Here is a 23,145-nt window from a genome sequence, read left to right as displayed (position 1 = left end):
TTGATTCTATCAGAAAGAAAAGTATGGGGAGGATCACAATGTCGATGAAAAAACGTAAATGGCTAAGAATGATGGCTACTGGTTGTGTTTTAGGTTCGTTATTAATAACGGCAGCTTGTTCAGGAAAGAAAACAAGTACAGAGGATGAAAAGACGATTAAGGTAGGGGTTCTTGCATCATTAACAGGTCCATTAGAATCGTATGGAAAACAAACAATGAACGGATTTGAATTAGGGTTAGACTATGCGACGGGTGGAACTGGGAAGGTGGAAGGGAAGAAGATTAAGTTTGTTGTAGAAGATACGGAAACGAAAGCAGATGTAGCAGTGAAGAAAGCTACGAAGTTATTAGAAGAAGAGAAAGTCGATTTTTTAGTCGGATCGTCTAGTTCAAGTGATACATTAGCGGTTTTACCATTAGCTGAAGAATATGAAAAAATTATGGTTGTTGAACCGGCAGTAGCTGATAGTATTACCGGAAAGAACTGGAATAAATATATTTTTAGAACAGGAAGAAATTCATCTCAAGATGCAGTCGCTGGTGCTGCAGCAATTGCTAAAAAAGATGTGAAAATAGCAACGTTAGCACAAGATAATGCTTACGGTCGTGAAGGAATTGCGGCATTTAAAGCTGGAGCGAAGAAATTAGGTGCGAATATTGTAAACGAGCAATATGCTGATACAAATTCGACTGACTTTACTGCAAATATTCAAAATATCATTAGCTCAAAACCAGATTATTTATTTATCGTTTGGGCAGGGGCAAACTCACCTTGGAAACAGTTAAAAGATATGAATGTGGAAGCACAAGGTATTAAAATTTCTACCGGTGCACCAGATATACCGGCATTAAAAACGATGGATGCGTTAGTAGGAATGCAAGGTTTTTCTGTTTATTATCATACACTCCCGAAAAATAAGGTGAATGATTGGTTAGTGGAAGAACATAAAAAACGATTTAATGGTGCGGTGCCAGATTTATTTACAGCAGGAGGAATGTCAGCGGCAATTTCTATTGTAGAAGCTTTAAAGAAAACAAAAGGTGATACAGATGTAGATACGTTGATCAAGAAAATGGAAGGAATGGAATTTGATACACCAAAAGGAAAGATGAGGTTTAGAGAAAAGGATCACCAAGCGATGCAGACACTTTATTCTATCACATTGAAAAAGCAAGATGGTGTTGATTATCCGGTGCCAGTATTAGAGCGAGAATTAACGATGAAAGAGACAGAACCACCACTTCAAAAAAAATAGACTGAATTTTCTGTTGTTTTTGTATAAAGAGGGGATACCCTCTTTATACGTATTTCTTTCATACTTAAAGTTTTACAGGGAGGGATTTCGTGACACATTTGCTAGAAACGAAAAATCTTAGCGTATCTTTTGGCGAGCATCATGTTATTAAGGGCGTGGATTTAACAGTACAAAAAGGAAAGCTCATTTCCATTATTGGACCAAATGGTGCAGGAAAGACAACGTTATTTAATTTACTTAGTGGACAAATTTCTCCAACGAAGGGTGAAGTATATTTTAAAGGACGAGAGATTACAAAATTATCAATTTCGGATCGAACTCGATTAGGAATTGGTCGTTCTTTTCAACTTACAAATATATTCCCAGAGTTAACGGTACTTGAAAATGTTCGTTTAAGTGTTCAATCATTTGTTCAAGATTACTATAGTTTTTTTCCGAGTTCGGCAAAATCTAAGCAACAAGTGGGAGAGGCGAGACGTTTCTTAAAAACAGTCTTACTTCAGGAGAAAGAACATGTATTAGCGAAAGATTTAGCGCATGGAGAAAAACGAAAGTTAGAGCTTGCGATGTTATTAGCTTTAAAAACGGATGTGTTACTACTTGATGAGCCGACGGCAGGTATATCAGTCGAGGAGGTACCAGCAATTTTACAAGTGATTGAAAATATTAAGAAACATCCAGAGAGTACAATTGTACTAATTGAACACAAAATGGATATGGTACTAGGTTTGTCAGACCATCTTATCGTTTTATTCCATGGGGAGTTATTAGCAGAAGGTTTGCCTGAAGAAATTATGAAAGATGAGCGTGTACAAAGTGCTTATTTAGGGGGATTATATAGTGGCACTATTACAAGTGAATAATATAGAGACGTATTTAGATCAGTTTCATATTTTACAAGGGGTATCTCTTGCTGTTGAGAAAGGAACGATTACTGTACTGTTTGGAAGAAATGGGGCAGGGAAGACGACGACATTACGTTCGGTTATGGGATTTCACCATATCGCACATGGTGAAATTTATTATGATAGTACACAAGTAAATGGATTATCTACACATTTAATTTCAAGAAAAGGAATAGGGTATGTACCAGAAAATCAAGGTATCTTTCACGACCTGACAGTAGAAGAAACATTTGCTCTTGCTAGAGGTAAGGGAGAAGAAGCGGAAGAAAAAATAGAATGGATGCTTGAACTATTTCCAGATTTAAAGCAATTTTGGCACAAAAAAAGCGGACTCTTAAGCGGAGGACAAAAGCAAATGCTAGCAATTTCAAGAGCATTTATTAATAGTGATGGTTTATTACTTATTGATGAGCCGAGTAAAGGCTTGTCCCCTATTATGATAGAAAAATTAATGATAGCCATTTTGAAAATGAAGGAGAAAACAACAGTTTTACTCGTTGAACAAAACTTTATGATGGCTAGTCAAATTGGTGATGACTTTTATATTATGGATAACGGAAAAATTGTTCATAACGGTTTTATGCATGAATTAAAAGAGGATAAGGAAATGTGTCAAAAATATTTAGGAATCTCTTAACATGAATCCGAGGTGAGAAGGATGGATGTGTTAATCAATTTATTTGTAAATGGGATTTCAACAGGGATGCTCATTTTTTTATTAGCATCAGGTCTTTCACTGATTTTCGGTTTAATGAGCGTTCTAAACTTCGCACATGGTGGTTTATTTGCGTGGGGAGCGTTTACAGGTGTTTGGCTATTTAATATGACAGGTAGTTATGTATTAGCGTTAATTGGAGCAATTGCTATGGGGATGTTTCTTGGCTTCATTTTAGAAAGATTCCTTATTAGACCGGTATATGGAAATCATGTTCGCCAGCTTCTTGTGACGCTTGGAGGAATGCTTGTACTTAGTGAATGTATTAAAGTATTTTGGGGGCCAAATCCAATTGGTGCTAAATTACCGTTATGGTTACAAGGTAGTTATTCATTTGAAGGTATTATATTAATTAAATATCGTCTATTCGTTATTTTACTTGGGATCATCATTTACATTGCCTTACTATTATTGCTGAAAAAAACAAAGATAGGTCTAATGATTCGCGCAGGTGTAATGGATAAAGAGATGGTTCAAGCGCTCGGTATTAACGTAAAAGCGATATTTTCTTTCGTCTTTTTATTAGGAGCAGGGATGGCAGCATTGGGAGGATTTCTATTAGCACCTTATTCAGGCGTTATTTTTGCCGAGATGGGTATGCAGTATGCGATTTTAGCTTTTATAGTAGTAATCATTGGAGGATTAGGAAGCGTACAAGGTTCAGCAATCGCTTCTTTAATTGTCGGATTAGCTGGTGCTTTTACAGCGTATTTTATACCGGATTTATCACTTGCAATCAATATGTTAATGTTGCTATTTTTCTTAATAGTGAAGCCAAATGGACTTGTTAGTGAAAAGGGGTGAAATGGTGAACAGCACTTCAAATCGAATTAAAGTATACTTCGGAGTATGTATGCTCATTTGTTTAAGTGTATTTCCATTCGTAAATGATTCACGGAGCTTGTTAATTTTGTTCACTCAAATCTTCATCTTTGCTATTTTTGCAATGAGTTTTGATGTATTGCTTGGATATACAGGAATTGTATCATTCGGCCATTGTATGTTCTTTGGAATAGGGGCATATGGGGTAGCGCTTTTATTTGATCGGCAAGGAGTATCTATAACGAACTTTTTTATAGGGATAGTAGCTGCAATTATTATTTCAGCAATTGTTAGTTATATAATCGGTTTGCTTTCTTTACGACTGAAAAGTCATTTTTATGCAATGTTAACACTTGCTATTTCACAGTTGTTTTTCGTACTTGCTGAAAAGTGGCGTGGTCTCACTCACGGAGGGGATGGTTTTACATTTGGTGTACCAGACTTATTCCGTGATCGTCTTACCTTTTATTATGTAACACTTATATGTTTAATTTTCATTTTTATACTGTTACGTCTTTTCACCAAATCTTCTATTGGAAAAGTATTAAAGGCAATTTCACAAAATGAGCAACGTGTGGAAGCACTAGGATATAAAGTTCTTCATTATAAAATTATTGCTAGTATTGTGGCAGGAGTAGTAGCTGCGATTAGTGGTGGTTTATTTGTTATCACATTGCGCTTTGTAAATACGACTGTATTTTCAATTGAAATGACATTAAATGCATTATTGATGACGATGATTGGAGGCGTTGGAACGTTAATTGGAGCAATTGCTGGAGCAGGAATTATTGAATCACTGAAATACTATTTATCAGAACTAGCTACAGCGTATCCGATTTTTGAACGATGGACGATTATTCTTGGTTTATTGTACATTATCGTATTGCTAGTTTTCCCGAAAGGATTAGTTGGAACGGTAAAGAGTTTGAAGAATATAAAACGGAATAAGAAGGAGAAAAGTGCAAAAGTGGAGCAAAATGTGTGAAAAATCAATTGTATAGAATATAAAAATCCCTCTTTTAGATTCGTAAAGGAGGGATTTTTATTGGTGTATGTAATTAGTTTATAGCTATTATATTAATCAAATAGTTCATCAGGGATTTGTTTTAAAGAGTTTTGATTTGTAAAAAAATGAACAGCTAATTTCTCAATTGGAACATTTTCAATTGGTACCAATGTATCATTTCTAATCGGCAAAAAGGCTATTCCTTTTCCATCCTGAATAAACTCTTCCATAAGCGAATAAGAATCTAATTGTTGAAGTTGACGCTGAGATAAATGATTTTCTTTTAGAAATTGTATCGTCTTATTTCTAAAAGGGCACTTTTTGTCATTACTAACGAAGAAGAGTTCCTTTGAATAGTCAATGGTTCGTGTTTCTTTCGCTTTTAATAAGCCTACAGAAATTGAAGTAGTAAATACTTTTTTAAAAGCTGCGTCGGGATCATCCTCATAAGTGATGACCATATCAACCTTTTGTTGTTGCAGTAATTTTTGTAAATGACTACTATTTTCTACATATATTTGATAATTCCTGAAATTTTCTTTAATACGCTTACTTACATAATTAGTCAAAATAGATTGTGACGTCGCAATTATATAAGAAGAACCATTCGTTTTAATTTTATCTTTTGCTTCTTCTACTAGAGTTAATATTTGATTCGTGTAGTCTAATAAAATGTCACCAGAAGGTAACAAGGAAACGCCTTTGTTATCTCTATGTAGTAAAGGTGTTTCTAACTCTTGTTCTAATTTTTTGATTCGCTCAGTTACGTTTGGTTGAACATACCCTAACTCTTTCGCAGCTTTACTAATAGAACCTTCGCTAGCTACAGTTTTGAATATAATAAGATCATTTATTTCCATTTATCACAGCCCCTTATACGATATCATTATAAATGATACCAAACATAATTTATACCTATTTTACGTTAGTCAATCATCGCCTTATCATTGTGTATATAAGATGGAAAGTGAGTGATAAACATGATTGGAATGCAATATAAGGTCATTTTGCCAAAAGATTATGATATGGAGATTATTAAGAAAAGGGTAAAGGATAATGGGTATAAAACGGATGGTTTTCAAGAATTGAATTTCAAAGCATATTTAATGACTGAGGCAGGTAAGCATGGGAATTTCTATAACTGTTATGCACCTTTATATATTTGGAATGGCCATGAAGGAATGAACAAATTTATCTTTGAAGGGTATTACGATAATATTTTACAATCTTTTGGATGGCAACAAATAAATATAGGTGTTCCATTAGTTGTTAATTTAAGTGATGATTTTAAGAAATGTAAGTATGTTGTTGAATATGTAGGGAGTATTTCTCAAAGTAATTCATTGAGGGGGACTCAATTAAAAACTATGAATGAATGTGTACAAAATATAGAAAAATGTTTAGGAAATATAATGATTTATAATCCAGATAAATGGAGGTATAGTCAGTTTAATTTTTATGAAGAAAAGCCTGAAATGGTAACAAATAAAGGTGTTACAGTATATGAGATTTTGCACATTTCACGATGAAAACTTGTTGAAGTTAAATTAGGAAAAAGGAATGAAAATGTATGCCTTTTGTGAACGTTTATTATCATGAAAATATATTAAATAAAGAAGAGTTGAAAAAGATAGGTGAATGTATTCATCTGTCATTAATTGAACATTTTAACATCCTTGAAAATGATTTTTTTCAAATGTTTTTACCTTATCAACAAAATCACTTTTTATATAATCCATATTATTTATTAGAAAGAGGAGAAAAGAGAACAGAGAATATGATTTATGTTTCTATTACATGTGGACCGGAAAGAACGATAAAACAAAAAAGGAATCTATATCAGTCGATATCCTCGAAGGTTTCTGAATGCTCCGGTATAAAAAGTGCAGATATTTTTATTACGCTAAATGAGACATCTGCTGAAAATTGGTCATTTGGTCAAGGATTGGCACAATTGGTAAAAGTGAAGGGTGAGTGAAATGATGAATAAATCCATTGAATATTGTATTCAAAAGAAAATGAGAGAAATGGCACCTGCATTTGCTCATTATAGTGAAGAGATATTGTTCGAGGAAGTGTGGCGGGATGACACTTTAACATTAAGAGAAAGAAGTTTATGTACAGTGTCGGTATTAATCAGTCTTGGTCATACAGAACAATTACCATTTCATTTGCAGTTGGCCAAACAAAATGGAATTGCAGAAAATGAAATGATTGCATTAATAACACATATGGCTTTTTATGTTGGTTGGCCCAAAGCAGTGGGAGCTTTAAACATAGCAATGAATGAAATGGAAAGTTAAGAATCACGATAAGAAAGAATTCATTTAAATATGAATTCTTTCTTATCGTGATTCATGCAATACTCTAATGAGATATTTTTCGCATGTTCTCTTGCTTTTTTATCACTTGCGTAGTAAAGTGATAGTAAGATTCACGATAGGAAGTGATCAAATATGCGTGATAATACGATAGGATCATTAATATGGTTACGTTTAATACGATTTACGAACCAAAGTAATCAGATGTCAAATGAGTTTTTAAAACGGTTTGATTTAACGACAGCTCAATTTGATGTGCTTTTGCAAATACGTACGTATCAGCCACTAACGCAAATGGAGTTAGCTGAAAAGGTAACTGTTACACAAGGCGGTATTTCTCGAATGTTAACTCGTCTTGAAAAAGAAGGATATATTGTGCGAAAACAAGACTGGAAAACGAAAACAATTAGTCTTACAGAGCAAGGGGAAGCAGCTTTAGAGAGAGCGTTGCCAGAGCAACTTGCATTTCAATCATCGTTTTTTGATGATGTATTAAATGAAGAAGAGCAGAAAATATTATACGAGCTGATGACGAGAGTTCATAAGCATAGTGAAAAAAAAGAATTGCCGCAAGAGTAATTTTTTTTACACCATCAATTGACTAATCAAGTGATAGGTGATTGAAGAAAATGAATACGACTGAATTAAAGGAGAGAGAAACTATGGAAAAATACCGTATGGATACAAGTAAAGGAATGGAGTTTGGATTATATTCAATTGGGGATCATGTTTTAAATCCACATAACGGAGAGAAAATTAGTGCAGAACAAAGAATTCATGAATTAATTGAAACAGCTAAGTTAGCGGATGAATCTGGACTTGATGTATTTGCTGTCGGTGAAAGTCATCAAACGCATTTTACAACACAAGCTCATACAGTTATTTTAGGAGCTATTGCACAAGCTACGAAAAATATAAAAATTGCAAGTTCAGCAACGATAGTAAGTACATCTGATCCGGTACGAGTATATGAGGATTTTGCTACAATTGACTTAATTTCTAATGGACGTGCAGAAATCGTAGCTGGTCGTGGATCTCGTATTGGGGGATATAGTTTACTTGGTTATGATGTGAATGATTATGAAGAGTTATTTGAAGAGAAAATGGATCTATTATTAAAAATTAATAAAGAGGAACATGTAACATGGAACGGACAGTTCAGAGCGCCGCTTGCACATGCATCGGTTATTCCGAGAGCTAAAAATAATAACTTACCAATTTGGCGTGCGGTTGGTGGCCCACCAGCTAGTGCGATTAAAGCGGGACGTGCGGGTGTACCAATGATGATAACAACACTAGGTGGCCCAGCTATTAACTTTAAAGGATCGGTAGATGCCTACCGAGAGGCTGCGGCGCAAAGTGGATTTAATCCAGCAAGTTTGCCAGTTGCAACAACGAGTTTATTTTATACAGCAAAAAATTCACAAGATGCATTTAGTGAATACTATCCTCATATTAATGCTGGTATGCTTACACTGCGCGGTGGTGGGTATCCGAAGCAACAATTCACAAATGCAGTAGATTACCGTGACGCATTAATGGTTGGTAGCCCGCAACAAATTATTGAAAAAATGCTTTACCAATATGAATTATTTGGGCAACAACGTTTTATGGCACAAATTGATTTTGGTGGCGTACCACTTAATAAAATTGAGAAAAACATTGAATTAATTGCTACTGAAATTTTACCGGCTATTAGAAAACATACAGCAAAATAATTTGAAAAATACCGAGAGTCTAATCGATTCTCGGTATTTTTTTATGTATTAATTTAGTTTGAAAAAATGGCAAAAAAATGAATTTTTAGACTAGAAAGAGGGAGGGGATTTTCTATTTTTGAATAACATTATTTCGTGTTTGAATTTTAGAAATATATTTTTCTCTTGACAAAAAACCAACTGATTTCTCCGTTAATTTAGAGGACATTTTTTCGCGCGAAAGTCAAGTGTATGAAGAGAAAAATGATTGTTTTATTGATATGGAAGTAAGTCTTATATTAAAAAAATACATTTTATTAATGAGAAAAATCTAATTCAAAAAAATGACAAAAGACATATTTCAGACAAAATGATGTCAATAATACGTCAAAAATCAGCTGAATTTACTATGCAGGTATATTATACAATTCGATTAACGGATAAAACACTACTGAAATAGTGAAAAGATAAATTTTATGAGAAAGTTCTTTTGTAATTATCTTGAAAACTGAAAATTTATATTTTCTAAAAGTACATAAACAAATTTATCTTTCTATATTTCTAAGATTTGAGTTGTTTTATTCATACAACTCAATTGAAATTACGATATAAAAAATTATGAAGGAAGTGATTGTAGTATGGAAACGCTCGAATTGGCACGAATACAATTCGCCTCAACAACGATTTTCCATTACTTTTTTGTTCCGCTGTCTATTGGTTTAGCTTTTATCATTGCGTTAATGCAAACGTTATACGTGGTAAAGGGACAAGAAATTTATAAGAAGATGACGAAGTTTTGGACACAAATATTCCTAGTTAACTTTGCGGTAGGTGTAGTAACTGGTATTTTACAAGAATTCCAGTTTGGCATGAACTGGTCAACATATTCACGTTTCGTAGGTGATGTGTTTGGTCCATCACTTGCAATTGAAGGCTTATTAGCATTTTTCATAGAGTCTACATTCCTAGGTTTATGGGTATTCGGTGAGGACAAATTACCGAAGCGAATTCACTTGTTATGTATTTGGCTCCTTTCAATTGGAACAATGTTATCAGCATTTTGGATTTTAACTGCAAGTGCATTTATGCAATCGCCAGTAGGATATGAAATGGCAGCAGATGGACGTGCACAAATGAATGATTTCTTAGCGATTATTCAAAACCCACAATTATGGGTACAATTTCCGCATACAATTACAGCAGCAATTGCAACTGGTGCATTCTTTATTGCAGGTGTGAGTGCATGGAAAATAACGAAAGCTCAAGAAACTGAAGTGTTTAAAAAATCGTTCCGCATTTCTATCATTGTTGGAACACTTACAACTGCGCTAGTATTATTCTTCGGTCATGCGCAAGCACAACAATTAATTAAGACACACCCAATGAAAATGGCAGCAGCTGAAGCGTTATGGAATACGAGTGAGGATCCAGCGCCATTTACAGTATTTGCGAAAATTGATGCAGAGAAGCAAGAAAACTCGTTTGAAATTCAAATCCCTTATATGCTAAGTCTATTATCATATGATAAATTTAGCGGTCAAGTAGAAGGGATGAATCAAATTCAAAAGCAATATGAAGAAAAATATGGGCCTGGAGATTATATACCGCCAGTACACACTATGTTCTGGAGTTTTAGAGCGATGGTAATGAGTGGAACATTTATGCTTCTTCTAGGAGCATACGGATGGTTTTTATCAAGAAAAGATCGTTTAGCTGAAAAAACTTGGTATTTAAAATTAATGGTGTATGCAATTGCACTACCGTTTATCGGTAATACAGTAGGATGGATTATGACTGAAATGGGACGTCAGCCTTGGGTAGTTTTCGGTGTTATGAAAACGGAAGATGCTGTATCTCCAAATGTTACGTTCGGAGAAGTATTATTCTCTTTAGTTTCATTCACATCACTATATTTAATTATAGGAGGAATTACTGTTTACTTATTCGTTCGTGTCATTAAAGGACATGAGAATAAGAAAACGAAAAAGGATTCTCAAAGCCATGATCCATTTGATAAGGAGGAAGAGTATGTTATCTCTTAATGAGTTGTGGTTTATCATTATTGCAATTTTATTCGTAGGCTTCTTTGTACTTGAAGGTTTCGATTTCGGTGTAGGTATAGTTTCAAGGTTTTTAGGGGAAAACGATTTAGAGAAAAGAATATATTTAAATACAATTGGTCCATTTTGGCACGCGAATGAAGTATGGCTTGTGTGTGCTGGTGGAGCTATGTTCGCGGCATTCCCGCACTGGTATGCAACTTTATTTAGCGGGTTTTACATTCCGTTTGTATTTATGCTTCTTGCTTTAATTATAAGAGGGGTTTCCTTTAAATTCCGTGCGAAAATAGATAATCATAAATGGAAAGGTTTTTGGGATTGGGGTATGTTTTTAGGAAGTTTACTACCGCCTGTTCTTTGGGGCGTTGCCATTGCTAACTTTATGGTAGGTATTCCAATTGATGAGACGAAAAATGCTGTAGGTGGATTCTTACCATTACTACATCCATTTGCATTACTTGGAGGAGTTATGTTCCTTCTGCTATGTATTGTTCACGGATTGCAATTCCTTACTATACGTACAACTGGTAAGTTAAGAGAACGTGCACGTATTGCTGCGTTGAAAATTGCACCACTTGCAATTATAGCACTTCTTATTTTTGCCGGTGTAGGGTTATGGAAAACAGATATATTCACTGGTCATGGTACAGAGTGGATTATGGTTCCGATTGGAGCTTTTGTAGCATTATGTGCGTCAACATTATTAAATAAAAGAAGAAGAGATGGTTGGGCTTTCGTTATGACGAGTTTAACAATCATTTTACTAAGTGCGAGTGTGTTTGCCGGCATGTTCCCACGTGTCTTAATTAGCTCGTTAGGGTCAATATACGATTTAACAATTTATAATGCAGCATCAGGAGATTATGCACTAAAACTGATGACGTATTTTTCAATTGCTATATTGCCATTTGTTTTGGGAAGTCAAATATGGAGTTTCTATGTGTTTAGACAACCTGTTAAGTCAGATAAAGATTTGGAGTACTAATGAAAAGAAAAAGAGGACTTCCGTCGTATCCTGGTAGCCGAGTTTTATATGTAGTGTTAACAATCATTAGCATTTTAGAAGCTGTAAGTATTATTGCGCAAACAGTGTTTTTAGCACGGGCTATTACGTTTTTATTTCAAGGAGAAATAGTGCAATCTGTGTTAAATGAAACTGTTTATTTTGGGATCACGTTTGCAGTACGTCATATGCTAGTGCGAATATCGCAAATATTAGTGGAACGTTTTGCTGAAAAAACAGGATCGCTACTAAGAAAACAATTAATAGAGGCATATTTCACGTTAGGTCCACGTTATGTTCAAACTGCTGGAACTGGTCATCTGGTTACCTTATCGATAGAAGGTATTGAGAAGTTTAAAACATATATAGAATTAACAATTCCTAAAATGATTAGAAGTAGTATCGTACCGGGACTAATTGTACTATATGTTTTTACGCTAGATATTGAGTCTGGAATCATTTTAGTTGTAACGATTCCTATCGTGATTATATTTATGATCCTACTAGGATTAGCAGCGCAAAAGATGGCGGATAGTCAGTATGAGTCGTATCGTGTACTTTCTAATCATTTTGTAGATACGTTAAAAGGATTAGAAACATTAAAGTATTTAGGTAAAAGTAAACAGCACGAAGGAAAGATTGAAAAAGTAAGTAAAAGATATAGAAAAGCAACGATGCGTACTTTGCGAGTTGCTTTTCTTTCTTCTTTTGCATTAGATTTCTTTACGAGTTTATCAATTGCATTTGTGGCGGTCGGATTAGGGATACGTTTAATAGACGGAACAATTGTACTATTGCCAGCCCTTACGATTTTAATTTTAGCTCCGGAATATTTCTTGCCGATTAAACAAGTTGGAGCGAATTATCATGCTACATTAGATGGACAACTTGCAATGGAGCAAATAGAAGAGATTTTACAACAACAAAAAGAAATAGGAACGAAAGAATCTAATGTAGGTCTAATATGGAATTCCGCTAGTAACTTGAAATTACAAGATGTAAAAGTAAAGAATGATGAATCTGAAAAAGCTATATTAGAGGGAATTGATTTTACTTGGAAAGGCACCGGCGCTATAGGTGTAATTGGTGAAAGTGGGGCAGGGAAATCGACGTTAATTGACGTATTAGCAGGATTTTTAACTCCTTCGGGTGGAAAGCTGATAATAAATGGTGTGAAAATTGACGGGTCTACTCGAGAAGATTGGCAAAAGAATATTGCTTATATTCCGCAGCAACCTTATATTTTCCCGCTTTCATTAAAAGATAACATTTGTTTCTATGAAACAAATACAACTGATGCAGAAGTGGAAAGAGTTATTAATGAAGTTGGTCTTCGTTCACTCGTTACATCGCTTCCGAATGGGATGTATGAAAGAATTGGAGAAGGTGGACGTATGCTTAGTGGCGGGCAAGAACAACGTGTCGCTATGGCGCGTGCACTTTTAAGCAAAAAGCCAATCATTCTATTAGACGAGCCTACAGCACATCTTGATATTGAAACTGAATTTGAAATAAAGCAAGCGATGTTACGTCTGTTTGAAGGTAAGCTAGTATTTCTTGCAACACATCGTCTTCACTGGATGAAACAGATGGATCATATTCTTATTTTAAATAAAGGGGAAATGATAGAAAGCGGAACGTATGAAGAACTTTTAAAGAATGAGGCATTACATTTTCACAGGAAAGAGAGGGGATAGAGATGAGTAACTGGATTAAACCTTATATACAGCAAAATAAAGGTAGAATGACTTTAACTATTTTCCTTGGTCTTCTTGGAGTTAGTTCAGGTGCAATGTTACTTTTCATTTCAGGTTATTTAATCTCTAAATCTGCTCTTAGACCAGAAAATGTAATGGCTGTATATGTTCCTATCGTTGCAACACGTGCGTTTAGTATAGGACAAGCGGTATTTCATTATTTAGAGCGTTTAGTTGGACACGATGTCGTACTACGCATATTAGAAAAGATGAGAACGAAACTATACAGAATAGTAGAACCGCAGGCGTTATTTTTTCGCTCACGATTTCAAACGGGCGATATGTTAGGTATATTATCCGAAGATATAGAGCATTTGCAAAACCTATATTTACGTACAATATTTCCTAGTCTATTAGCATTAGTTGTATATAGCATATTCGTACTTGTTATCGGTGCATTTGACGTAGTATTTGCACTTATTGCAGCATGTATGTTGGCTATTATCGTTTTTCTTCTTCCGTTTGTATCATTACTTTTAATGAAGCAGCATCATGTTACTTTAAAGCAAGGAAGAAGCCGTTTGTATCAACAACTAACAGACGCTGTTTTTGGGTTATCTGATTGGCAAGCAAGTGGTAGAAAAGATGAATTCATTGATAAGTATGTAGAGCAAAATGCTCAGTTGTTAAAAACGGAAAAAAGAATGAAGCGCTGGAATCATATTCGGGACAGTATCATTCAATTAGTAGTGGGGATTGTAGTTATTTCAATGATCATATGGACTGGAAATGAGGCGGCAAGTGAACAGATTGCACCTACCGTTATTGCGGCTTTCGTCTTAATGACGTTATCAGTCACAAACGCGCTTATTCCTCTTTCAGATGCTATCGATCGAATTCCATCATATGTAGAATCTGCTCATCGTCTAAATAAAGTAGAAGCTAATGATGTTTTACAGGATGAAAAGGAATTACATGAGGATAAAGATTATGTTGCATCAAAACATATAGACATTGAATTAAATAATGTATCGTATCGTTACCCAGATAGTAATGAATTTGTATTGAAAGAAGTATCACTGCAAATAAAGGCAGGAAAGAAAATCGCCATTTTAGGAAGAAGTGGAACAGGAAAATCTACTTTGTTAAAATTGTTAGCAGGTGCGCTAAGCCCGTTACATGGTGAAGTTTTATTGAATAGTGAACATGCTCATACGAATCTTTTATCAAAATATATTTCTGTATTGAATCAAAAGCCGCATTTATTCGATACGACAATTGGAAATAATGTGCGAATCGGTAAACCAGAGGCTACGGATGAAGAGATATGGATAGCTTTAGAGAAAGCACAATTAGCTTCGCATATAGCTTCTCTTCCAGATGGATTGCAAACAAAAATGCATGAAATGGGAAAAAGGTTTTCTGGTGGAGAAAGACAACGGGTTGCTTTTGCTAGAACGCTAATGCAAGAGGCTCCAATTATTGTACTTGATGAACCTACGATTGGCTTAGATCCAAAGACAGAATTATCTTTAATAGAAACAATGTTTTCTGCAACAGAAGAAAAGACTGTTATTTGGATTACACACCACCTTGTAGGAATTGAACATGTAGATGAAGTTATATTCCTTGATCGTGGCCAAATTGTGATGCAAGGCAGTCATGAACAACTTCTGAAAGAAAACGAGAAGTATCGTAAGCTGTATGAGTTAGATAAAGGAATATAGTTTGAATAAGTAATAATTGTAAAATAGCTACGCCTAATGGTGCAGCTATTTTTTTGTTAAGAAATATATATTCTTTTTAAGGTATAGATTTATCTCGCTATTTGCAGGGCAAGATCCGGCTGATGTGAGGAAGTTAGGCGGGAGATTAACTGTACGTAAAAGTCCGATTGGTGAGGGGGATAATCAGAAGGGATGGAGAAGCCCCCCTGATTAAAGTTTCGTTTTATTTGTCTTACATTATTTTATGATAGAAATCAAATGTATAAAAAACAGTTAATCAAATGCTTAAATTATTGAATATGTATATTTTGGAGTGAAAAGTAGGATATTTTGTTATGGGCTTGCATAAAAGTATAAAGGTTTCATACGGTTTAAGTAATGTGATATTATGTCGCGTATATAAATAATATGCGAAAAGGTGGAGGGAAAAGATGGGGAATCGTTTTGAAAAAAGTGAAGAGGCGATAGATCGAATTCCGTTGGTAAGTGTATTAATTCCTACTTATAATCGTCCTGGCTACTTTGAAAAAGCATTGTGTAGTGTATTACAACAAACATATTCTAATATAGAAATTATTGTTGGAGATGATAGCACGAATGACGAAACGGAAAATGTGTTACAAAAATACTTATGTGATCATTCAAATATTATTTATATAAAAAACAGGTCAACTCTCGGACAATTTGAAAATGCGCTAATGTTATTTAATGAAGCGAACGGTGAGTATATAAATTTTTTAATGGATGATGATATATTTCATATGAATAAAATTGAAAAAATGATGAAGTATTTTTTCAATGATTTAGATAATAAAATCAAGCTTGTAACATCTCATCGTCAAGTAATTGATGATAAAGGGAAAGAACTACGACATATTTATTCAACTGTCCGTTTATTTGAAGAGGATACGATTATAGAGGGAACAGAACTAGGAAATAGGGTAATTGTGGATCAAAAAAATTATATTGGAGAACCGACAACAGTTTTATTTCGTAAAAATGATTTACAAGAACCGTATGGGATTTTTGATAAGAGAAGGTATCTATGTAATGTAGATATAGCCTCATGGTTATCTTTATTAAGTAAAGGAAAAGCAGTATACATAGCGGAGACACTTAGTTACTTCCGATTACATTCAGGTCAACAGTTGAATGAATCTAATAAACTTATGGATGGAGTAGAGGATTTTTCACATTGTATTATAGTTGGAGAAAAGTATGGTTTTTTATCTACTGAAAAAGAGTTATATAAAGCGATAACTAATTTCCTAGACTATGCAAAAAAATTAGTTCCATCATCAATATTATATACATTAGACTATTACCGAAAAATTAAGCGAAAGGAAATAAATATAGAAAAGAAAAAACAGTATCGGAATAACAACTCTCATTTACCGAAAGTCAGTATACTCATTCCTGCCTATAATAAACCCCATTACTTGGAATTAGCTCTCAAAAGTGCTTTGAATCAAACATATGAAAATATCGAAATAATAATTTCTGACGAGAGTATAAACGGTGAAATTCAAGCGATGATCCAACCATATTTAAGTGAATATGAATGTATTACATATGTTAAAAATAAACCTCGATTAGAAGCAGAGAACTTTAATAAGTGTATAGAACTTGCAAATGGAGATTATATAAACTTTTTATTAGATGATGACTTATTTCATCCTGAAAAGATTAAAAGAATGATGAACTGTTTTTTTAGTCTAGAAAACATTTCGTTTGTGACGTCATATCGTGAATTAATTGATGAGAATGGAAAAGTATTATCACCATCAACATTGAATATGAAAATCGCCAAAGAAACTACACTTTTTGAAGGGAAAGAATTAGGGGATTATATGTTAAAAAACTTAAAAAATGTAGTTGGTGAGCCTACAACAGTTCTATTTAATCGAAAATTTTTGGGAGGGGATTTTGGGTGTTTTAAGGGGAAGGCTTACTCTGCTATTAATGACATTGCAACATGGCTAGATATGATGAAGAAAGGAAAAGTAGTTTATATAGAGGAACCCCTTAGTTATTTTAGACAACATAGTGGGGAAAATCAAAAACAAATGCAATTTACATTAAAGACAATTGAAGAATGGATTGAATTAATAATAGATGCATATAATAGTGGGTTTTTAAATTGTGAGCAAGATTATAAAGAGTGTTTAACTAATTGTTTGGAAAATACGGTTTTAATAATTAAGGATGTGGTAAAAAATAGTCAATTAAATCAAATTGATAATGAAAAGATAGAGAAGGAACTAAATAAGCTAGTTAATCGTATATTTGAGAAAGAAGTCTGCTATTGTCAATTTTGCAATCAACAATTTGAAAAATTTTCTCCTTGGCCAGAACATTACGCTTTTCCAAAATATAAATTCGAGATGTGGAATAAAGATACGGGGATTTGTCCGGTATGTGATTCGATGGACCGTGAAAGGTTATATCGTGTATATATTGAAATGGAAACGGATTTATTAAGTGGAAATGATACTATGCTTCATATTGCACCAGAAGCGAAGTTAAGAAGTTGGTTTGCTCAGTATAAAAATATTATATATGTGTGTGGAGATATTGAACCAAAGGATCCATTAATGCAGGAAATTGATGTTACTAGAATTCCATATGAAAATGATACATTTGATGTGATTTTATGTGGTCATGTATTACAGTACGTTCAAGATGATGAAAAAGCGATGAGAGAGTTATATAGAGTATTAAAAACAAATGGATGGGGAATTATTCAAGCTCCAATCGTAATGAATGTAGATATTATTATAGAGAATGAATTAATTTTAACGCCAAAATTGAGAAAATTAGCTTTTGGTCATGAAGAACATGTAAGAATTTATAATCAATCAGGATTTATACAACGATTAATGAATGTAGGATTTAAGGTGGAATTGTATAACATAGCTGAAAAACAAGGAATGAAAAGTGCGAGGAAATTTGGTTTATCTGAAACTGATGTACTCTATATTGTCCGGAAATGAAGAATTGAGGGGAATTGAAATAATTCGTATAATACGGATTATGGACAATTAAATCAAAGTTTTGAAGAAGCATTAAACTAAAAAAAAAGAATTAATGCTTCTTATTTTAATTATAGAGCGATGTGCAACTTATTTTTTTGTTTTAAATTTAGCTGACAAAGGCAATACTGAGCCATAGTGAATGTAAAGTTGGAGGGCGAGTGTATATGTTTGAAGAGGATGGAATTGTTTTAATTATGGAGCCTGCTGATGAAAGAAACTTGAGAAGATTTATTTTTTCAGTGCCAAAGTCAGTGTATGAAAAGAAGGGGCTTACATTACGCTATGGAGCAGCTATAGGACAAGGGTATATGGATATAATTGAAGATATTATTAGCGTACATATAGAAATAGATGTTGTAACGATAATAGGGCATGTGAGAGGTTAAATAGCTATTTGAAAAAGGTTGTAGATGATTTAGCTAGAAGTTATGATGAAGTTATGATAAAGAAGATTACAGACAAGTATAATGACGAAGGGAGTCTAAAATGAAAATCAAATCAATTTTATTAGTATGTATGGTTTCAATTGGTTTAATGGGGTGTTCACTAGTAGAGCAAGGAAAGAACTCCATAGATTATGCTCAAAAAGCGACAGACTATGTAAATGAAATAAGTGCATTTGCAAATGATGCACCAGCATTAGCTGAAAAGGCTGTTAATGATAGTGAGGCTCGAAAAGAATTAGAAACGAAGCTTAGTGAAATTAAACAACATATACCCGCTTTCAATGAATTAACACCACCTGATGTAGCAAAGGATCTTCATCAGCAAATCGTCGGATATAACGAAAAGTTAAATACATTAATTGATACGGCAATGACGAAGATAGAAGAAGGAAAAGTGGATGTAGAGCAATTTAAAAACTCTGAGCTTATGCAGACGATTGATCAAGTTCGTGAGTTGAAAGAGAAGGTTCAAAATTTAGGACAATAATAAAAAGCTCCGTTTTGTGATGAACGGAGCTTTTTTATGTTTTCTAATGGAAAGTTTATAATATTTTCTTCCTATAATACAGGCGTTTTTTATATCTTCCATTTTTCTAAAATATGTATTGTTTTATTGGTTACATCCATGTTCACTTGAACACCTATCGGCATAGTGATCATCGGGTGGGTATGACAACAATCAAAGTCAGCTAATAAAGGAATGCTTTGGTTTTGCAGTACTTCTAATAATATTTCGTACGGTTTGCGCTTTGTACCACAATCATCAAATTGCTCATGTTTTCCAAGAAGTATACCTGAAACTTTATCAAATACACCGTTAATTTTAAGTAATGAAAAGCTTCTTTCAATAGTAGCTGCATCTTTTGAACTATCCTCAATAAATAAAATATCGCCTTCTTGAATGCTTGGCATATAAGGGCTACCCAAAATTCCTTGCATTGTATTTAAGTTCCCACCAATAATACGTCCAGTAGCTTGTCCATTTGTTACGGAAATCCAATTATTTGGTCTAAGTTCTTTTTCTTTCGTTTTCACTTCCCAATTAATAAATTCATCTGACCAAAATAAAGGCTGTTTTATGTTGTAAGGAAGCGATTGATCATGTAGTAATGTTTCTACAAAATATTTGTATGTATAATCTACAAAAGGCTCAAATTCTCCAAAGGAGGGGACGAGTGCCGGACCGTAAAATGTAGGGATTCCTGTTTTGGCATAAATCCCTAGCAATAAAGCTGTTGCATCTGAATAGCCAATCATTATTTTAGGGTTATTTTGAAAAGCATCATAATCAATATAAGGTAATAAGGAATTGGAATTCATACCGCCAATTGTTGACATAATACAAGATACATTAGGATTCCTTATTAAAGCATTCAGTTCCTCGGCACGCTCTTGTATACTGCCAGAGCGATAATAATCATTTCGACCTGTTAGTGAACCTTCTAATATGTGAAATCCTTTCTGTTGTAAATAAGATTTCGCTCGTTCAAATCTTTTAGGAGAAGTGTAGGTTGCTGGTGAAGAGGGCGAATAAATGCCGATTGTGTCTCCGTATTTTAATGTTTTTGGAAGTAGCATTGTAAGAATCCTTTCTATTAAGTAGTTAAATTACGACAATATAACATTGAATATTCTTATATTTTGGTATTTTAATTGTAACATAAATGTATTAGATGAATAAATATGCTTTTTGCCTTGACGATATAAAGTAATTATTGTTATGGTTAAACGTGAGTGTATAAAAGGTTTGCTAAAGGAGTTTTGAAATGAAGCGGTTAAAATGGGGAAGGCTGACGATCCTAGTAGTCATTATTTTAGGGATATGTTGGTTCTTATTCCAAGGAACTCAAAAGAGTGCAACAAATATAGAGGGACAACCTTTACAAGTGGCAGAACTACCTCAAACAGGATTAGCTGAAAAAGTAGTGCCACCAAAGTACATACCACCGGAAATTGATGCAAAAGCAGCTATGATTATCGATGCGAGTAATGGAGATATTATTTATCAACATAATGAAAATGAAGCTTTTGCGCCAGCAAGTATGTCTAAGATGATGACAGCGTACCTTCTATTAGAAAATGTACATAATGGGAAAGTTCGCTGGGAAGATCCGGTGAAAATGAGTGCGAAAGCGGCACAAACAGAGGGTGCGAGAATCCCAGTCCAAGTGAATGACACATTAACTGTTAAAGATTTGTACCATGCATTAATGATTGAATCAGCAAATAATTCGGCTGTAGCTTTAGCTGAACATATGGCAAAAACAGAGAAAGATTTCGTTCAGCTTATGAATGAAAAAGCAAAGCAGTTAAAAATGTCGGATTATGCTAAATTCGCAAATGCGTCAGGACTACAAGAACCTGATGGAAGTGAGACGAAGATGACAGCTGCTGATGTAGCAAACTTGGCGTATCATCTAATAAAAGACTATCCAGAAATATTAGAAGTGACTCACTTACGTCAAAGTCAGTTAGCATTTAATAATATTAATGTTGTAAGTACAAATGATATGTTAAACAAAAATAATAAAGCTTTATATATAGAAGGAATAGACGGATTAAAAACAGGATTTACAGATAGCGCGGGGTATTGTTTTACGGGTACAGCAAAACAAGGTGATACTCGTATTATTACTGTTGTAATGGGAACGAAAGGTAAAACGAAGCGTTTTACAGAGACGAACAAGCTAATGTCTTATGCATTTGGCTTAGTTAATTAAGTGAAATACTGAGTTGGATCATCATATAAGAAAGGCAATTTGTTGTTACTTATTATCGGTAACAATAAATTGCCTTTTTATTGTTAGCATTAGGAAGTAAAAAGGTGAAAAATGTGAGTGTTATTATTTGAGTTTATTATTGTTTGTTGATAGTCTAAAGTTAGAAGCTTATTAATGATAAGTTTTAAGAGGCGGAACATGATGTATACATATGAAAAAGCCTCAAATGAAAATTGGAGGGAATTATGATGGCAAAAGATTTTTACACAGCAATTGAAGACAGAAGATCTATTTACGCGATTAGTAAAGAGCAAGTAGTTTCTGATGAAAAAATTCAAGAAGTGATTTATCATGCTGTAAAACATACACCTTCAGCTTTTAACTCTCAGAGCGCCCGCGTTGTCGTCTTGCTAGGAGAACAACATGATAAGTTATGGGATATTACGAAAGAAACGTTACGAAAAATTGTACCTGAAAATAACTTTGCATCTACTGAAGAAAAAATGAATGCATTTAAAAGTGGTTATGGAACGGTTTTATACTTTGAAGACAGTCAAGTAGTGGAAGAACTGCAAGAAAACTTTGCATTATACAAAGAGAATTTCCCAACGTGGTCACAGCAATCCTCAGGAATGTTACAATTTGCAATTTGGACAGCTTTAGAAATTGAAGGATTTGGTGCTACATTGCAGCATTACAATCCATTAATTGATGAAGAAGTGAGAAAAGAATGGGAAGTTCCAGAAAATTGGAAACTTACTGCGCAAATGCCGTTTGGTAAACCGGTGGTACCTGCAGGTGAAAAAGAATACCACCCTTTAGAAAACCGTGTGAAAATTTATAAATAATGTAGGAATGATAAAGTGAAACTTTAATCAGTGGGGGAGTTGTTCATCCCCCACTGATTATCAGCCCACACCAATCGGGCTTTTACGGGCAGTTGATCCCCCACCTAACTTCTTTGCTTTCGCTGAATTTTGAGGTGGGAGTCTTACTGCCCGTTAATGCGGGATAAAAGGTGAACAGGGATACAACCTGTTCACCTTTTATAAGTAATAAGGATTTTTTTGATAGGAATTTTTCATCTGATTTTTTAATTCGTTTTTACGTGTTTCAATAGTTGATATTTTTTGTAAGGTAATAATTGAAACGAATTGAAAAAAAGCATAGTACAATTCTATATTTTTATTTATAGGATCCTCTATAATGTTTTTCATAAATATACCTCCTTTTTTTATCCCATTATTTGCGGGCAATACGACTTCCATCTTAAAATTCAATATACCGACCTGTAAAAGTTCGATAGGTTTCAGTGTAGGGTAAATAAAATATGTATTGGTTAAAATACTACTATATATATAATAATGTAAATATCCTAGAAATTCCATAGTTAGTGAAAAGTGGGTAGTGGAGTGTGTATTTTCGTCAAATTAGAACAGAATTTTTGGAGTTAAATCTTACAAATCGTCAAATCTTTTATAAACGATAGATAGTATCGGAAGAAACTTTCTGAAAATATTATACTATTGATAAAAAAAGTATTTTTTGTCATGATAAGAGTATGCTTCATGGAAGGGACTTTACTAGGAAATACATTCTTTGCATTGGATTAGATGAATAGAGTTTTTCAAAGTGGATAGAAAATGTATATTAAGATAATGAATGAAATGTCGAATTTTCAATGAAATACATAAGAGAATTGAAAAAAGCATTGCAAAAATACTAAGTTTAATGG

The 23,145-nt window shown here is 33.9% G+C and carries 22 protein-coding genes; 19 read left to right on the top strand and 3 right to left on the bottom strand.

Annotated elements, in window-relative coordinates; all coding sequences use genetic code 11:
- Positions 1-38: 38 nt before the first annotated feature.
- From FS802_RS04495 to FS802_RS04475, 5 genes are all read left to right on the top strand, one after another.
- On the top strand, positions 39-1,256 hold the full coding sequence (locus tag FS802_RS04495) for a substrate-binding domain-containing protein (protein WP_098653798.1): 1,218 nt from the start codon (positions 39-41) through the stop codon (positions 1,254-1,256).
- Between the two features lie 89 nt (positions 1,257-1,345).
- The gene (locus FS802_RS04490; protein WP_098653796.1) at positions 1,346-2,119 is read left to right on the top strand and encodes an ABC transporter ATP-binding protein; all 774 of its coding nucleotides are present in this window, start codon (positions 1,346-1,348) and stop codon (positions 2,117-2,119) included.
- A complete protein-coding gene (locus tag FS802_RS04485; RefSeq protein WP_098653795.1) occupies positions 2,097-2,798 on the top strand; it encodes a branched-chain amino acid ABC transporter ATP-binding protein in 702 nt (233 codons plus the stop codon). The genes FS802_RS04490 and FS802_RS04485 overlap by 23 nt, the downstream gene beginning before the upstream one ends.
- Before the next feature lie 21 nt (positions 2,799-2,819).
- Complete coding sequence (locus FS802_RS04480) at positions 2,820-3,680, top strand: branched-chain amino acid ABC transporter permease (protein ID WP_098049250.1); 861 nt, start codon at positions 2,820-2,822, stop codon at positions 3,678-3,680.
- Between the two features lie 49 nt (positions 3,681-3,729).
- A complete protein-coding gene (locus tag FS802_RS04475) occupies positions 3,730-4,683 on the top strand; it encodes a branched-chain amino acid ABC transporter permease (RefSeq protein ID WP_141547110.1) in 954 nt (317 codons plus the stop codon).
- Positions 4,684-4,775: 92 nt separating this feature from the next.
- Here the strand turns inward: FS802_RS04475 and FS802_RS04470 are convergent, their stop codons facing one another.
- Positions 4,776-5,564: a LysR family transcriptional regulator gene (locus FS802_RS04470; RefSeq protein WP_098653793.1), complete on the bottom strand. Its 789-nt coding sequence runs from the start codon at positions 5,562-5,564 to the stop codon at positions 4,776-4,778.
- A 120-nt stretch (positions 5,565-5,684) separates the two neighbouring features.
- On the opposite strand from FS802_RS04470, the gene FS802_RS04465 reads away from it, so the two are divergent.
- From FS802_RS04465 to FS802_RS04410, 12 genes are all read left to right on the top strand, one after another.
- Positions 5,685-6,233 carry a DUF4865 family protein gene (locus FS802_RS04465; protein ID WP_088093088.1) on the top strand — a complete coding sequence of 183 codons (549 nt, stop codon included), beginning with the start codon at positions 5,685-5,687 and terminating at the stop codon, positions 6,231-6,233.
- A gap of 41 nt (positions 6,234-6,274) precedes the next feature.
- Positions 6,275-6,682 carry a tautomerase family protein gene (locus tag FS802_RS04460; RefSeq protein WP_088093089.1) on the top strand — a complete coding sequence of 136 codons (408 nt, stop codon included), beginning with the start codon at positions 6,275-6,277 and terminating at the stop codon, positions 6,680-6,682.
- 1 nt (position 6,683) lies between these two features.
- Complete coding sequence (locus tag FS802_RS04455; protein WP_088093090.1) at positions 6,684-7,007, top strand: carboxymuconolactone decarboxylase family protein; 324 nt, start codon at positions 6,684-6,686, stop codon at positions 7,005-7,007.
- A gap of 153 nt (positions 7,008-7,160) precedes the next feature.
- A complete protein-coding gene (locus FS802_RS04450) occupies positions 7,161-7,604 on the top strand; it encodes a MarR family winged helix-turn-helix transcriptional regulator (protein WP_048543221.1) in 444 nt (147 codons plus the stop codon).
- An 83-nt stretch (positions 7,605-7,687) separates the two neighbouring features.
- Entirely contained in the window at positions 7,688-8,743 is a 1,056-nt protein-coding gene (locus FS802_RS04445; protein WP_098079507.1) for an LLM class flavin-dependent oxidoreductase, read from the top strand.
- Positions 8,744-9,360: 617 nt separating this feature from the next.
- Positions 9,361-10,764: a cytochrome ubiquinol oxidase subunit I gene (gene cydA, locus FS802_RS04440; RefSeq protein ID WP_098079445.1), complete on the top strand. Its 1,404-nt coding sequence runs from the start codon at positions 9,361-9,363 to the stop codon at positions 10,762-10,764.
- Complete coding sequence (gene cydB / locus FS802_RS04435) at positions 10,751-11,767, top strand: cytochrome d ubiquinol oxidase subunit II (protein WP_000950065.1); 1,017 nt, start codon at positions 10,751-10,753, stop codon at positions 11,765-11,767. Before cydA ends, cydB begins: the two co-directional genes overlap by 14 nt.
- The gene (cydD, locus tag FS802_RS04430) at positions 11,767-13,482 is read left to right on the top strand and encodes a thiol reductant ABC exporter subunit CydD (protein ID WP_098653792.1); all 1,716 of its coding nucleotides are present in this window, start codon (positions 11,767-11,769) and stop codon (positions 13,480-13,482) included. The genes cydB and cydD overlap by 1 nt, the downstream gene beginning before the upstream one ends.
- Before the next feature lie 2 nt (positions 13,483-13,484).
- Entirely contained in the window at positions 13,485-15,209 is a 1,725-nt protein-coding gene (gene cydC, locus FS802_RS04425) for a thiol reductant ABC exporter subunit CydC (protein ID WP_000073468.1), read from the top strand.
- A 431-nt stretch (positions 15,210-15,640) separates the two neighbouring features.
- On the top strand, positions 15,641-18,202 hold the full coding sequence (locus FS802_RS04420) for a glycosyltransferase (protein ID WP_098653791.1): 2,562 nt from the start codon (positions 15,641-15,643) through the stop codon (positions 18,200-18,202).
- Between the two features lie 206 nt (positions 18,203-18,408).
- Positions 18,409-18,630 (top strand): hypothetical protein, encoded by a 222-nt coding sequence (locus FS802_RS04415; RefSeq protein WP_098096275.1) that lies wholly within the window; start codon positions 18,409-18,411, stop codon positions 18,628-18,630.
- Positions 18,631-18,730: 100 nt separating this feature from the next.
- Positions 18,731-19,177, top strand: coding sequence for a DUF6376 family protein (locus FS802_RS04410; RefSeq protein WP_098653790.1), 447 nt, complete (start codon positions 18,731-18,733; stop codon positions 19,175-19,177).
- 89 nt (positions 19,178-19,266) lie between these two features.
- On the opposite strand, the gene FS802_RS04405 is transcribed toward FS802_RS04410, so the two are convergent.
- Positions 19,267-20,268, bottom strand: coding sequence for a S66 family peptidase (locus FS802_RS04405; protein ID WP_098653789.1), 1,002 nt, complete (start codon positions 20,266-20,268; stop codon positions 19,267-19,269).
- A gap of 188 nt (positions 20,269-20,456) precedes the next feature.
- Between FS802_RS04405 and FS802_RS04400 the strand changes: the two genes are divergently transcribed.
- Entirely contained in the window at positions 20,457-21,410 is a 954-nt protein-coding gene (locus FS802_RS04400; RefSeq protein ID WP_064476350.1) for a D-alanyl-D-alanine carboxypeptidase family protein, read from the top strand.
- 245 nt (positions 21,411-21,655) lie between these two features.
- Positions 21,656-22,258 (top strand): nitroreductase family protein, encoded by a 603-nt coding sequence (locus FS802_RS04395; protein ID WP_002096693.1) that lies wholly within the window; start codon positions 21,656-21,658, stop codon positions 22,256-22,258.
- Between the two features lie 198 nt (positions 22,259-22,456).
- Here the strand turns inward: FS802_RS04395 and FS802_RS04390 are convergent, their stop codons facing one another.
- Positions 22,457-22,627, bottom strand: a complete 171-nt coding sequence (locus FS802_RS04390; protein ID WP_000789354.1) for a hypothetical protein — start codon at positions 22,625-22,627, stop codon at positions 22,457-22,459.
- Between the last annotated feature and the right edge of the window lie 518 nt (positions 22,628-23,145).

The organism is Bacillus sp. DE0042, from assembly GCF_007680225.1.
Lineage (GTDB): Bacteria > Bacillota > Bacilli > Bacillales > Bacillaceae_G > Bacillus_A > Bacillus_A wiedmannii.
Note: the sequence above shows the minus strand (reverse complement) of the source record. Positions and strands in the feature narration are given on the sequence as shown.